Raw genomic sequence first — 12,551 nt, 5'->3', positions numbered from 1 at the left:
TTCCTATGCATATTGGTTGCGCAGCTCAATTACTAACATAAATTACTTTAATAATCAATAACTAATATTGTTGACACTATTGAGAAATTAAGTATATCATAGCTTACTATTGTTGGATCAAATAATGAAGACTTTTTTCTTAAAGGAGAAACAAATCAATAAAAAGTGGTTTGTCATAGATGCAGAAGGATTAGTGGTAGGGAGGCTTGCAGCATTTGTAGCGACACTATTACGTGGAAAGCATAAACCTGAGTATACACCTCATATGGATTGTGGCGATAATGTAATTATTATCAACGCAGAAAAGGTGCATTTCACCGGAAAGAAGCTTAAAGATAAAATTTACTATAAGCATACAGGTTATTCTGGTGGTTTGAAGAAAACTACTCCAGATAATATTTTAAATGGCAAATTTCCTGAGCGTGTAATAGAAATGGCAGTGAAAAGGATGCTTGATGATGGGCCTATGGCACGTAGACGCTTTGAAAATTTGTATGTTTATTCTGGTTCAGAGCATAAGCATCAAGGACAGCAACCTGAAAAGATAGATTTTGCCTCTTTGAATCGTAAAAATAAAAAGTAATGGAGTAAAAATGAAGAGTTCTACAATAAATAACAATGATTGGTCAGAAAAGACAATTAAATCAGCAGTTGATTCGCTTGGTCGTTTATATGCTACAGGCCGAAGAAAAGAATCTGTAGCAAGAGTATGGATAAAGCCGGGGAGTGGAAAATTTAGTGTTAACAAAAAAGGCGATCTAATTTCTTATTTTAAAAGAGAGTCAGTGTGCCAAACAGTAAAAATGCCATTTGTTGCAACCTCTATGTTAGATAAATATGATGTATTTGCAACTGTAAAAGGTGGAGGGCTATCTGGTCAAGCAGGTGCTCTAGCTCATGGAATAAGCAGAGCTTTAAGTAGCGTAAGCCAAGATTTGCATTCTATATTACGTAATGGTGAGTTCTTAACTAGAGATTCACGTGTTGTTGAACGTAAGAAATATGGTCAACATAAAGCTCGGAAAAAGTGTCAATTTTCTAAGAGATAGTTATTTTATAGTGGTGTTTTTTTGTAAGTATTATACAAATATTTGCAAAAATGTATGATATCCTCTATTTTTGTGATGAATTTAGTTGACTATCGGTGTCAACATAATATGCTATTTATGTGATTTTTTCAATATTAAGGTAATTTATGAGTAAAGAAGATATAATAAAACAATTAAAGGAAGATTGTTCTAGTCAGAATATAGATATAACAAAATCTGATTTGAGCAAGATTCATGATGCGTTTATTAAAATAATAAAGAATGAGCTGCATGGGAAAGGTGAAATACGTTTGCATGGAATAGGAACATTTTCTACTGCTATCAGTCAGGAAAAACAATGTCGTAACCCCCAAAGTGGTGAGATCATGACTGTTCCTAAAAAGACAAGGGTAAAATTTAAAGCAAGCCAAACTCTTTTAAGTATTTTAAATGAGAAGGAAAAAGCAGCAGTTAGTTAGACATTGTCATTTTCATTGTTTTTACTACGCTGTGTAAGCCGTAAAATACAGCTTCGCTAATTAAATAGTGGCCTATGTTAAGAGCTGAGATGTGAGGTATTCTTGTCATCTTCTTAGCGTGTTTATAAGTTATGCCATGTCCTGCGTGGCATTCTATTCCTAATTTATTGACGTACTCTGCAGCATTAGTAATTAACTGTAACTTTTTTTCTGATGGATTATCACAGTAATCCCCTGTGTGAATTTCTATTATGTCAGGTTTTGTCCCTAGCTTTTCAAGATATGTTAGTTGATCAATATTTGGATCGATAAACAGTGAGACTTTTATGCTAGAGCTATGCATTTCCTCTATTATACTAGAAAGTTTACTGTGCATATTCACGATATCCAGGCCACCTTCGGTTGTTAATTCTTCTCTTTTTTCTGGTACTATACTAATCGAATAGGGTTTTACCTTTTTTGCTATTTCAAGCATTTCTTCCGTGGCTGCAATTTCAAGATTTAACTCAGTGCTAATGCTTTTTTTTAGGTTAAATACGTCTTCATCTCTAATATGCCTTCTATCTTCTCGTAAGTGTACAGTAATAAAGTCTGCTCCAGCGTCAATTGCTATTTCTGCTGCTTTCAATGGATCTGGATAAGAAGTTCCGCGTGCGTTGCGGAGGGTTGCAACGTGATCGATATTAACACCTAGTTTCACAATCTACCTCAGAAATTATTTATAGATTATACATGTTATTAGTTTTTTTGCATAGTCATTGTTTGACCTTACCCAGAAAAAGTGGAGAGAAAGAAAGGAGTTTTTTCGGGTAAAATAAAATTTTGGAGGATTAGAAATGGTAAGAGAATATACAGCAGAATTCAAATTGGAAGCTGTTAAACTGGCAAATGAACAAAGAAAGGCAGGTCAAACAATTACAAAAATAGCAAGAGATTTAGGAATAAAGGGTGGTTTATTAGGAAAATGGATAAAGAAACACAACGAAAAAAAGTCGGCAGCAGATGCATTTCCAGGTAGAGGTAACATGGCTCCTTACGACAAAGAGAGGTTTGATTTACAAAGCAAGAGTAACAAGGGAAAGAGACATTTAAAAAAAAGCCCTGGCCAGTCAAAAAGAGTAAAATATTTTTTTATATAGTAACTGCTATAAAGTACAGGAATTATGTAGGATTTTCTGCTAGTGGCTACTATAAGTGGACTACAAGAAAAATAAGCAGTAGAGAATCAGCAAATAAAGAGCTACTAGAAGCTATTCAAAAAATATATCAAGTTTCTAAATGTAGATATGGAGCTCCTAAAATTTATGCTGAATTGAAGGCTTTGGGTAAAAGTTGCAATTTGAAAACGGTGCAAAGTATTATGCAGAAAAATGACATCAGGGCTATACTGAGAAGAAAGTTTAAAATTAAAAAACAACAAACAGATAATAGAGCTGTAGCTCCCAATATACTAGATCAAAACTTTATTGTTGATCAACCAAATAAAGTATGGGATTACTTACATCAAAACCAAGGAGGGATGGCTATATTTGGCAGCAATAATTCTCACGTATGGTAGTTAATGAGTAGTGCAATAAATAAACAATTGGTTATGAACTCTTTATTAATGGCCATTAATAGGCGTAAACCTGTTAAAAATCTACTGCTGCACAGTGACCAAGGTTCACAATATACTGCGCAAGGGTATCAATATCTCTTAGCTGTAAAGAATATAGATGAGTAATAAAGGCTGTTGTTACGACAATTCTGTTGCAGAAAGCTTCTTTAGCTCATTGAAAAGAGAAATACTTATTGATACTTCACAACACTCTGCTCAACAAACTAGAACTGCAATATTTGAATACATAGAAATTTTTTATAACAAACAACGTCACTATTAACTATTGCATTCCAGAACAATTTGATGCATCATTCTTTTTGTAAAAAACATTCCACACTTTCTCTCCACTTTTTCTGGGTAAGGTCAATTGACAACTGTCCACTTTCTATTCCCATGGATTCATATTTTTTGCCTTGACCAAGAAAAAATTCAGCTATTGCCTTACTTTCTCTTGCAACAACTTCTTCCTTAACAATTTTTCCTTTCTCATCAACGATACTTATAAAAGTTTCTTTTAGTGAGATCGCTATAATATTCCATGAGACTGCTCCTACTAATAAAAGTTTAAATTATTTTTGAAGAACTTATTCTACTGAATTCGTTACTTCGTGCTAAAATAATGGACTCCATCATTCAACAGCAATTACAGTATGTTTACCCTTTTTCTTGTTATTTTTCTAATCTATAGTCAGCGTTCAAAACCATATTCGAAAAGTATCTCATATATTTCCAGATTTTTTTAATGCTGTTTATTTCATCCTCAACATTGCCTCTACCTTTATGAACTAAGTAGCAGCATTAAAAATTATAACGTATTCCTACTTCTAGAATCGCGTCCGGTATTTGTACTGGTGGTTTAAAGCCACTTAGTTGCCCGCCTGCGGTAATACCAACTGTACCAACTATCTGTGGAGCAATTTCATAATCAACACCGACCTTTAGTTTATAGGAAATAGAACCCAGTATTTTATCTACTACAGATGCCTTCTCTCCAGCAGCTTCAATATCTTTGCTTGCAGGTTCACTTGTACCACTGTTACCAAAGCCAAAAGGTATTACTTGTAGGTATCCTCCTAAACCTCCGCTGACATATAGCTTAACGGGATCAATATCAAGGTTAGGGTAATAACGGTAATTTGCTAATAAGCTAGCCCCCATTTTCTTTTCTTCTTTACCAAACATATCACTTATGTCAGTGAGAACCTCAAGTTCAAACTTAGAGTTTTTGTCATGATGATAACCAAAAACAACGCTAGGTTTTATTTTTAAGCCACCACCCCATCCAGCACCAAAGTTTAAACCTGCATAATACTGATCTTCTGACTTACTTGCACTATTATTAGCTGTACCTGCTAGAGATGAAGTGAGCAACACAGCTAAAGCACATAATCTTTTCATTTTCATATAACTCCTCATACAAAAAAATATATAATGCATAAGTATATATCCTTTATATTAAAAAAGATATAATTGCATGTTAAAAAGAGTATAACCATGAAGTCAAAGATGCGCTACGGATTTTTTATATAACTATATTTACTATCTTATTTGGTACAGCATATACAGTGCGAACTTTGTTTTGATCGATCTTACTGGACACAGAGTCTATCGCTATTTTCTTCAATTCTTCTTGAGGTAAGTTAATTGCCACTTCGATTGTCGCACGCAACTTTCCATTGATCTGCACTGCTATAGTTACCGTATCGTCAACTAATAATGATTCATCAGCTTTTGGCCAAGGTTGACCTCCTATTTCTTGCCATAGGCTTTCAGCTAAATGCGGCATAAATGGTTCGATTACTCTGATTAGTATGCATATACCTTCATTAATAAGAGATTTTCCAGCTGCTACGTCTATTTCAGCTATTAAATTCGTCATTTCACGAAATTTTGCCACTACACAGTTTAATCTGCAGTTTTCCAAGTCATCTGTAAGTCCATGTAAGAGTTTATGAATTTTTTTTCTGTACTCTAGAAGTCCACCCGTAACACTTTTGTTATCATAGTGCATATTCACAGGCTTAAGCTGCATGACCATACGCCACAATTTATTTACATAACGAGAACAACCTTCCACACCATCATCGGACCATTCCATATCTTTCTCTGGAGGAGTGTCAGACAACACAAACAAGCGGGCAGTATCAGCACCATACTTTTCTATGATAAAATTTGGATCAACTGTGTTCTTTTTCGATTTGCTCATTTTCTCGACTTTTCCAACTTGAACCTTAGCTCCTTGTGCAATCAACTCTTTTGCTTCTGCGGGAAATAGCCACTTACCATTTTCGTCTTTATAAGTTGCATGGCAGACCATTCCTTGAGTGATTAAAGTAGAGAAAGGCTCTTTAATATCAAAATAGCCACATTTGGTTAAAGCACGGCAGAAAAATCGTGAGTAAAGCAAATGCAGAATTGCATGCTCTATCCCACCTATATAATAATCAACAGGCATAAAACGATTACATGCATCTTTGTCTATTGATTTATCTTCACTACAGAATGCAGCAAAATACCAGGAAGACTCAAAAAAGGTGTCGAATGTATCAGTTTCACGCTCTGCTTGCTTTCCACATTTTGGGCAATCAACGAACTTCCAAGTTGGGTGTTTATCAAGCGGATTACCACCACTTGTAAATTCCACATCTGTTGGTAGAACTACAGGAAGGTCTTTTTCTGGTACTGGAACAGTTCCGCAGTCTCTGCAATATATGATAGGTATAGGGCATCCCCAATAACGTTGTCTCGAAATTCCCCAATCATGTAAACGATAGTTTGTTGTTTTCTCACCTATCCCTTTTTCTTTGAGCTTTTTAATGATTACTTCCTTTGCTTCACTAACCGTCAATCCATTTAAGAATTCAGAGTTGCACATTATTTCGCCGCCAGTGTAGGCTTCTTCTAGAGTCACTATGGCTTGTGCACCCTTTTCACAAATAACAGGAATAACCGGCAAATCGTATTTCTGTGCAAATTCAAAATCACGCTGATCATGTGCAGGGCACCCAAAAATCGCGCCTTCCCCATATTCCATCAACACAAAATTCGCTATGTAAAGCGGCAATTCCTTATCAAGAAATGGATGCTTGACGTTTAATCCGGTGTAAACTCCTATTTTTTCGTCATTTTCCTCCTTTGCTTTCATGCCATCGATAAAGTCTCGTATTTCTTTGTCCTTAAGATCCTGCACAATAGGGTGTTCTGCTGCTACCGCAAAAAAAGAAGCTCCAAACCAAGTATGAGGAGAAGTTGTAAAAATCTTTAATTTCTTATTTAAGCCAACTATTTCAAAATCTATAGTTACCCCTTCAGATTTTCCTATCCAACGCTCCTGCATTGTTTTGACTTTTTCTGGCCAATTTTTCAAACTTTGCAGACACTTGAGTAAATCTTTAGCGAAATCAGTAATCTTTAAAAACCACTGGGATAACTTACGTTTTTCAACAACGGCGCCTGACCGCCATCCTTTTCCATCAACCACCTGTTCATTTGCAAGCACTGTTTGGTCCACTGGATCCCAGTTAACCCATGATTCTTTTCGATAGGCAAGCCCATGCTTTAAAAAATCCAGGAAAAATTTTTGTTCGTGTTTGTAATAATCAGGCTCACATGTGGAGAGTTCACGCTCCCAATTATAAGAAAGACCTATAGATTTCAACTGTGTACGCATATTATCTATATTCTCTTTTGTCCATGTTTCGGGGCTAATATTGTTATCCCTTGCTGCATTCTCAGCTGGTAATCCAAACGCATCCCAGCCAATTGGATGCAAAACCTCAAATCCATTAGCTCTCTTGTAACGCGCTATCACATCCCCTATTGCATAGTTACGTAAGTGTCCCATATGAATTTTACCAGATGGATATGGAAACATTTCCAACACGTAACACTTTTCTTGTTTACCACTCTTGCTTACAGAAAAATCCCATTTATCTTGATAAAATTTTTCAACACTTTTAAAATCATATTTCATATAAATCCAAATTCAATTACAGTTCATATGCATCAAAGGATCAACCGCTTGGCCATTATGTCGTATTGTGAAACACATCTGTGGATCTTTATCTTGTGTGCTTGATTTACCTGCAGATCCAATTACTTGACCTTGCTTTACTTTATCGCCAATTTCAACATGTATGTTTTTTAAATAGGAGTACACAGTCATGTAATTATCTTTGTGTTCCACTATAATTAAATTCCCATACCATCTCAGCCCTTTGCCTACATATATCACTTTGCCTGGTGCAGAGGAAACTACGTTCGTTCCATTTTGAGCAGCAATTTTTATGCCATCCTTACACATTTCATCAGAAGAGGTAGCTGAACCTTTAACTGGCATTACAAATTTACAATTTACCCCCACATTTTGTGTATTATTGTTATCTTTGTATATCCTATTTATGATGGCTTTTCTACTTTCTTTTTGCACTGAAGGCTCCCTAATTAAATGGTACTCTCTTGTATATTCCAGATCTCTTTTTCCGTAAAATTCTTCGCCTTTAAGCAGCACAGGTGCAGGTTTTTGCAGGCCACAGCCTATTAATATTGCTAATAACATAAGAAATGAGGCTATATGCCACATTTTAAACTCTCACAAAACTCCAAAATTTTAGCGAGACGTAGTGTTTCACGCCTGCTTGTTACTTTCCTCGTTATTTATTTTACTAGTTAAATAGTCCCTCAAATCGGTGAGTTCTTGCAACAAATTCTTTGTGACTTTTATATCATTACCAAATTCTTTTTGCACTCCTTTTATTGTATATCCTTTATCATATAGCATGTATTTTACTTTCTTTATGGCCTCTATACACTTGCGATCATATAGCCTTCTTCCTTTACGCTTTGTAGGCTTAATTTGATGAAATTGACCTTCCCAAAATCTCAAAACATGCTGTTCCAAATGTAGCTCTTCAGCTACTTCCCCAATCGTATAAAATAATTTTTCCTTGTTCATTAATTATTGATTGATTTTTTTATAATTTTTGAAGGCCTAAAAGAAACTGAATTTCTTGCCTGAATCATCACTTTCTCCGATGTATTTGGTATATTTCCTGGTCTTTCCTTCTTTTTCTTAACCAAGAATGTTCCAAATGACGATATTTTTACTATTCCATCCTTTACCAAGCTTGTCTTTATTTCGTCCAATATATCATCTATTATCGAAACAGAGTCTTCCTTTGATAATCCTATTTCTTGGTTTATATCTCCAGCTATCGTTGCCTTAGTTACTGTTGTGTCTTTTGTTGTAACGTGATCCATTATTGATAAATATTACAATACGTAAATATAATATAGCAATCGACTCGAGATTCAGCTACTTTATTTTTTAGAGTATGTCTCTTTTGTTGCATAATTTAAAATACCGGCAACTATCAATATCGCAAATATTGCAAAAAGTGCCATTTTATGATCTGTAAAAAGTGCTAACATTGACACTATAACTCCACTGCCAATAAACATAAATCCATTGATAATGGATGATGATGTGCTGATGTATTTTCGTTTCACAATCTCGCTGCCGACAGTAAAATTAAGCATATGTCCTCCCGCAAAAAACCCGAACATTAACATACAAAAGTACACAACGTGGACTGTTAAATGGCTGTATAGTAAAATAATAATTGAGACGCCTTGCAATAAAGCAAAAGCAGAAATTACATGTTTCCTATTTTTAAATAAGTTTGAGATTCGATCTGCAATTGGAGCACCAACTGCAAGACCAAGCCATAGTATTGCAGTTGCTATACCTGACTCCATTGCATTGAGTTCTGAGTTGCCCAGTAACCTTGGAGCCCACAAGGTATTAAGTGCTAAAAATGTTCCAAAAGTAATAGCACCCACCACTGAAGTTATCCAGATATCTCTTAATTTTAGCACTGTTAATATAGAGCACATTACTGTCTTCATAGAGCTTTTTATTGTGCGCTTTTCTGAGCTGCTTTCTGGAAGTGTGTTTGGACAAAAAAGCGTAAGTACAAATATCAACACACCAAATAGTATTATGCATACAATCAGATTTTTCCAATATGCATCTTCGGCAAGCAAGTTAGAGAACAGTATTTGAATTACCAAAGCAGAAAGGCTTGAAATTGTCTGCACTAGTGAAAACATTAGTCCAAATTGGGCAGCGGAAAAACATATGCTACTTGTGTGAGCAGCACCAATAAAACCAAATGATGCTCCAGTTGCAATCAACACTTGAGACAAAATCAAATGGGAGAAATTGTCACTATTAATAAGGACAAAAAACCCCAAGATCATAGTTGATAACGAGAAAAAATAAATTTTTTTACTGGAAAAAACATTAAACGTTGCTCCACTAAAAAATTGTAAGATGGCGAAAGTCCAAGTATATGCTGAATTAGCCAGTGCAACTTGCGCGATTGTAAGTCCAAGTTCCTTTTCGAGATTTACACTTATAAAGGTATAAATTATCTGCATGTTGCTGAATATAACAACCAAGTTACTAATCAGCCAAATGAACCAAGCCTTAGCTCTGCTTTCCATAAGATTTATTTTTATAAGTAATCTATTAGAAATTTAACACTAAGTCTCTTTTTAAGCTATTGTTTCCTGACTACTGTTATAGCTAACCCAAAAAACGGTTTCCCTACGTCATGCCGCCGCGGTATCTCTAGATCCCGCTAACAAGCAGCGGGATGACGAGCTTATCGTCACACCGCCACGAACCGTCATACCGCGATTCATTCGCGGTATCTCAGCCGCTAACAAGTAGCGGGATGACGGTTGTCAGGGTGTCATGAAAGTAGCTGACACTGGAATCCAGAAAAAAAGAAATATGTATCAGCTACTTTCATTTGCTGCGCCTCGAAAATAAACGTTCATGTAGCTAAGCCATAAATCCAGTATAAAGACCTTTAATCATTGGCTTCGTAGTACTTCTCAACCAACTTATTAAGTAACCTTACACCAAAACCTACTGCTCCTCTTGGACAAATGTCAGTACCTTTCTCGTGCCAAGCAGTGCCTGCGATATCTAAATGTGCCCAGCAAGTTTCATTCACAAAACGCTGTAAAAACTGTGCAGCCATTATGCTATCTCCACCAGAGCCTGCAGGAGCGATGTTTTGAACATCAGCAATCGGTGAATCAATAATTTTGTCATAAGTTTCATTCATAGGAAAACGCCATAACTTCTCATTTACTTCATTTCCTGCATCAATCAGACGGTTTGCTAATTCATCATTATTTGAAAAAAGACCAGCATATTCGTTATTTCCAAGTGCAACCACTATAGCACCAGTTAAAGTTGCAAGATCAATCATAAATTTTGGTGAGAATCTATCTTGCGTATACCATAAAGCATCTGCAAGTATGAGCCTTCCTTCTGCATCGGTGTTCAACACTTCTATTGTTTGTCCAGACATTGAAGTTACTACATCACTTGGTCTTTGAGCATTACCACCCACTGCATTTTCTGCAAGTGCGACCACGCCAATTGCATTTACTTTTGCTTTTCGTCCTGCTAAAGCATGCATCACCCCAACCACAGTAGCAGAGCCTGCCATGTCATATTTCATCGACTCCATACCACGTGAAGGTTTGAGTGATACTCCACCAGTGTCAAACGTTATACCTTTACCAACAAAAGCTATAGGCTTTTGTTCTTTAGAAGCTCCATTCCATTTTATCACTACTAATTTTGGTTCTTTACTACTTCCTTGTGCAACTCCAAGCAAGGCTCCCATTTTTTTCTCTTCCATCTGCTTTTTATCAAGCACCTCGATTTCAAGGCCAAGCTTAGTAAGTTCTTTTTTTATATGATCAGCATAGGATTCTGGATATAGAATGTTAGGAGGCTCTGTTATAAAAGAGCGCGCAAGAAATATACTCTCACCTTCTTGCCTTAAGTGCTCAAATGATCTTTCAGCATTACTTAATTGTTCATCTTTTACTAATACGGTAATCTCCTCTACCTCTGTAATTTTCTCATCCTTTTTAGTTTTATACTTATCAAACTTAAAACTACGCAGAAACGCACCATATGCAACATTTGCTGCACTACCTTCGATTAAAACCGCTGCTTTTTTAATTTTTAATCTGCTTAGCTCACAATATATTTTACCACCAATATTTAATTCTTTATTTTCATTCCATTCATCCTTCTTACCCAGTCCAACAACTATAACATTTTTTTCTTCTGGCAAAGCAGTAGAGAAAAATTCACCAAAACTTCCATTGAAATCGCTAAATTGCTTTATATTATCTATGACCTGTTTTCCTTGCAAAACTCCGCCATCATTTACGGTTTCGTTGTCTTCAAATAAACCCATTACTATTGTTTTAAAATCGGGCGAAATTTTAGAAATTGTTATTTTCATTGCTGGTATCTCCGTTGCAAATAATTGTAAACTGTACATAAAACATAGCAAAAACATCAGTAAGATATTTTTCATATACATCCTAAGTACAATAACACTTAAGTTTACTATGGACTCCCTTACATGCAAGGTTTTTTATCTTTTATTAGAGAACTTATTATATCCGCCCAAGGTAATGTTAAACGTATAGGTTTTTATGACCTGATCACTGTAAGTAAATGGTGTTATGAGAAGGCTTGCAAGCCCATTACTAACAAAATCTTCAAGAACAGGATCAGCGCAATTATCGCAATTATGGTCAGCAAAAAACATTTGCGTTGTGAATTCTGGAAAATCCGGATGTTGAACTAGAAAGTTGATATGTGGAGCTCTATCACCAATTTTACCAGGTGCTATCGTAATAAAATTATAATAGCCAAGATTATTCACTACAAACCTTCCTGATCCAGCAAAATTCAGATCATCCTCTATATTCTTATCGTAATGGTTCACGCCGCGTGAATTCGCGTGCCATATAGAAACTACAGCATTTTGTATTGGTAAGCAGTTTATATCAGTAATTCTACCCACTATGTGTATTAATTCCCCTATTGCACTATTTGGAGAACCAGGTTTTCTTCTTAAATTGTTTGAAGAGTTAAAATTTTTTGGCCTTGCATCAAGGTCATATATTTCTGGAGTTTCAATGCAGTTGAGCAAAACAGGATCAGCTGCAAATAGCGGCAAACTGAATACCATTTGTACTAAAAACGCTAATAAGATATTTTTCACATTCATTTCATTTATAATAGACTTCTTGCATAACCATATAACAAACTTTTATTGGGAATAGAAACGAAAAAATTACTTTACAAACTCCGCCAGCCCTCTTATCATAAAACTGAAGGTATTCAGTTATCTTCATCTGTGCAGATTAAACAGCAAGAAAACAACGTAGTTGGCGTCTTATTTTTAATTTTTTGCACTATGTGCACCTTATGTCTTCACAATATTTCTAGGTTTTTACCTACACAAGCTGAAACGCGCTTATAAGTCGTTCAAGACAGTATAGTACGCCAATTTGCAGGATTAGAGAGTGACAACTAGCTAACACGGGGTTTCT

At 35.6% G+C, this 12,551-nt stretch carries 16 protein-coding genes; 7 read left to right on the top strand and 9 right to left on the bottom strand.

Going from position 1 to position 12,551, the window contains the following annotated elements:
- Positions 1-124: 124 nt before the first annotated feature.
- From rplM to ABWU32_RS02270, 3 genes are all read left to right on the top strand, one after another.
- Positions 125-583, top strand: a complete 459-nt coding sequence (gene rplM, locus ABWU32_RS02280) for a 50S ribosomal protein L13 (RefSeq protein WP_010082596.1) — start codon at positions 125-127, stop codon at positions 581-583.
- A 10-nt stretch (positions 584-593) separates the two neighbouring features.
- Positions 594-1,049, top strand: coding sequence for a 30S ribosomal protein S9 (gene rpsI / locus ABWU32_RS02275; protein ID WP_007548415.1), 456 nt, complete (start codon positions 594-596; stop codon positions 1,047-1,049).
- 146 nt (positions 1,050-1,195) lie between these two features.
- A complete protein-coding gene (locus tag ABWU32_RS02270) occupies positions 1,196-1,507 on the top strand; it encodes an HU family DNA-binding protein (protein WP_006279876.1) in 312 nt (103 codons plus the stop codon).
- Here ABWU32_RS02270 and ABWU32_RS02265 read toward each other — a convergent pair.
- Positions 1,500-2,207, bottom strand: coding sequence for a pyridoxine 5'-phosphate synthase (locus ABWU32_RS02265; RefSeq protein WP_141456804.1), 708 nt, complete (start codon positions 2,205-2,207; stop codon positions 1,500-1,502). The two genes, ABWU32_RS02270 and ABWU32_RS02265, sit on opposite strands and share 8 nt — an antisense overlap.
- 136 nt (positions 2,208-2,343) lie before the next feature.
- Here ABWU32_RS02265 and ABWU32_RS02260 point away from each other — a divergent pair, with 136 nt between their 5' ends.
- From ABWU32_RS02260 to ABWU32_RS02250, 4 genes are read left to right on the top strand one after another with little or no spacing between them, the layout of a single operon-like run.
- The gene (locus tag ABWU32_RS02260) at positions 2,344-2,646 is read left to right on the top strand and encodes a transposase (RefSeq protein ID WP_081600753.1); all 303 of its coding nucleotides are present in this window, start codon (positions 2,344-2,346) and stop codon (positions 2,644-2,646) included.
- Positions 2,631-3,065: an IS3 family transposase gene (locus ABWU32_RS02255; RefSeq protein ID WP_141456787.1), complete on the top strand. Its 435-nt coding sequence runs from the start codon at positions 2,631-2,633 to the stop codon at positions 3,063-3,065. Before ABWU32_RS02260 ends, ABWU32_RS02255 begins: the two co-directional genes overlap by 16 nt.
- Before the next feature lie 3 nt (positions 3,066-3,068).
- Positions 3,069-3,230 (top strand): DDE-type integrase/transposase/recombinase, encoded by a 162-nt coding sequence (locus tag ABWU32_RS07925; RefSeq protein ID WP_010082071.1) that lies wholly within the window; start codon positions 3,069-3,071, stop codon positions 3,228-3,230.
- Positions 3,223-3,387, top strand: a complete 165-nt coding sequence (locus ABWU32_RS02250) for an IS3 family transposase (RefSeq protein WP_010082072.1) — start codon at positions 3,223-3,225, stop codon at positions 3,385-3,387. The genes ABWU32_RS07925 and ABWU32_RS02250 overlap by 8 nt, the downstream gene beginning before the upstream one ends.
- A gap of 518 nt (positions 3,388-3,905) precedes the next feature.
- Here ABWU32_RS02250 and ABWU32_RS02245 read toward each other — a convergent pair.
- From ABWU32_RS02245 to ABWU32_RS02210, 8 genes are all read right to left on the bottom strand, one after another.
- The gene (locus ABWU32_RS02245) at positions 3,906-4,511 is read right to left on the bottom strand and encodes an OmpA-like protein (protein WP_015588785.1); all 606 of its coding nucleotides are present in this window, start codon (positions 4,509-4,511) and stop codon (positions 3,906-3,908) included.
- Between the two features lie 118 nt (positions 4,512-4,629).
- On the bottom strand, positions 4,630-7,080 hold the full coding sequence (gene leuS / locus ABWU32_RS02240) for a leucine--tRNA ligase (RefSeq protein WP_265027926.1): 2,451 nt from the start codon (positions 7,078-7,080) through the stop codon (positions 4,630-4,632).
- A 12-nt stretch (positions 7,081-7,092) separates the two neighbouring features.
- Complete coding sequence (locus tag ABWU32_RS02235) at positions 7,093-7,689, bottom strand: murein hydrolase activator EnvC family protein (RefSeq protein ID WP_006279879.1); 597 nt, start codon at positions 7,687-7,689, stop codon at positions 7,093-7,095.
- 45 nt (positions 7,690-7,734) lie between these two features.
- A complete protein-coding gene (locus tag ABWU32_RS02230) occupies positions 7,735-8,061 on the bottom strand; it encodes a MerR family transcriptional regulator (RefSeq protein ID WP_006279880.1) in 327 nt (108 codons plus the stop codon).
- Positions 8,061-8,366 (bottom strand): integration host factor subunit alpha, encoded by a 306-nt coding sequence (locus ABWU32_RS02225; protein ID WP_006279881.1) that lies wholly within the window; start codon positions 8,364-8,366, stop codon positions 8,061-8,063. Before ABWU32_RS02225 ends, ABWU32_RS02230 begins: the two co-directional genes overlap by 1 nt.
- A gap of 60 nt (positions 8,367-8,426) precedes the next feature.
- Entirely contained in the window at positions 8,427-9,614 is a 1,188-nt protein-coding gene (locus tag ABWU32_RS02220; RefSeq protein WP_141456806.1) for an MFS transporter, read from the bottom strand.
- Positions 9,615-9,985: 371 nt separating this feature from the next.
- A complete protein-coding gene (locus ABWU32_RS02215; RefSeq protein ID WP_010962337.1) occupies positions 9,986-11,488 on the bottom strand; it encodes a leucyl aminopeptidase in 1,503 nt (500 codons plus the stop codon).
- A gap of 96 nt (positions 11,489-11,584) precedes the next feature.
- Positions 11,585-12,226 (bottom strand): protocatechuate 3,4-dioxygenase, encoded by a 642-nt coding sequence (locus ABWU32_RS02210; RefSeq protein WP_015588781.1) that lies wholly within the window; start codon positions 12,224-12,226, stop codon positions 11,585-11,587.
- Positions 12,227-12,551: the final 325 nt, after the last annotated feature.

Origin of the sequence: Wolbachia endosymbiont (group A) of Udea olivalis (assembly GCF_964028365.1) — a bacterium.
In the GTDB taxonomy this organism is placed as follows: Bacteria; Pseudomonadota; Alphaproteobacteria; order Rickettsiales; family Anaplasmataceae; genus Wolbachia; species Wolbachia pipientis.
The sequence above is the reverse complement of the archived record's forward strand: the minus strand, read 5'-3'. Positions and strand labels throughout refer to the sequence as shown.

Excerpts from the sequence above, each read along its gene's own strand:
- rplM (WP_010082596.1), top strand. The coding sequence starts at position 125 with ATGAAGACTTTTTTCTTAAAGGAGAAACAAATCAATAAAAAGTGGTTT.
- rpsI (WP_007548415.1), top strand. The coding sequence starts at position 594 with ATGAAGAGTTCTACAATAAATAACAATGATTGGTCAGAAAAGACAATT.
- ABWU32_RS02270 (WP_006279876.1), top strand. The coding sequence starts at position 1,196 with ATGAGTAAAGAAGATATAATAAAACAATTAAAGGAAGATTGTTCTAGT.
- ABWU32_RS02260 (WP_081600753.1), top strand. The coding sequence starts at position 2,344 with ATGGTAAGAGAATATACAGCAGAATTCAAATTGGAAGCTGTTAAACTG.
- ABWU32_RS07925 (WP_010082071.1), top strand. The coding sequence starts at position 3,069 with ATGAGTAGTGCAATAAATAAACAATTGGTTATGAACTCTTTATTAATG.
- ABWU32_RS02250 (WP_010082072.1), top strand. The coding sequence starts at position 3,223 with ATGAGTAATAAAGGCTGTTGTTACGACAATTCTGTTGCAGAAAGCTTC.
- ABWU32_RS02245 (WP_015588785.1), bottom strand. The coding sequence starts at position 4,511 with ATGAAAATGAAAAGATTATGTGCTTTAGCTGTGTTGCTCACTTCATCT.
- leuS (WP_265027926.1), bottom strand. The coding sequence starts at position 7,080 with ATGAAATATGATTTTAAAAGTGTTGAAAAATTTTATCAAGATAAATGG.
- ABWU32_RS02235 (WP_006279879.1), bottom strand. The coding sequence starts at position 7,689 with ATGTGGCATATAGCCTCATTTCTTATGTTATTAGCAATATTAATAGGC.
- ABWU32_RS02230 (WP_006279880.1), bottom strand. The coding sequence starts at position 8,061 with ATGAACAAGGAAAAATTATTTTATACGATTGGGGAAGTAGCTGAAGAG.
- ABWU32_RS02225 (WP_006279881.1), bottom strand. The coding sequence starts at position 8,366 with ATGGATCACGTTACAACAAAAGACACAACAGTAACTAAGGCAACGATA.
- ABWU32_RS02220 (WP_141456806.1), bottom strand. The coding sequence starts at position 9,614 with ATGGAAAGCAGAGCTAAGGCTTGGTTCATTTGGCTGATTAGTAACTTG.
- ABWU32_RS02215 (WP_010962337.1), bottom strand. The coding sequence starts at position 11,488 with ATGTACAGTTTACAATTATTTGCAACGGAGATACCAGCAATGAAAATA.
- ABWU32_RS02210 (WP_015588781.1), bottom strand. The coding sequence starts at position 12,226 with ATGAATGTGAAAAATATCTTATTAGCGTTTTTAGTACAAATGGTATTC.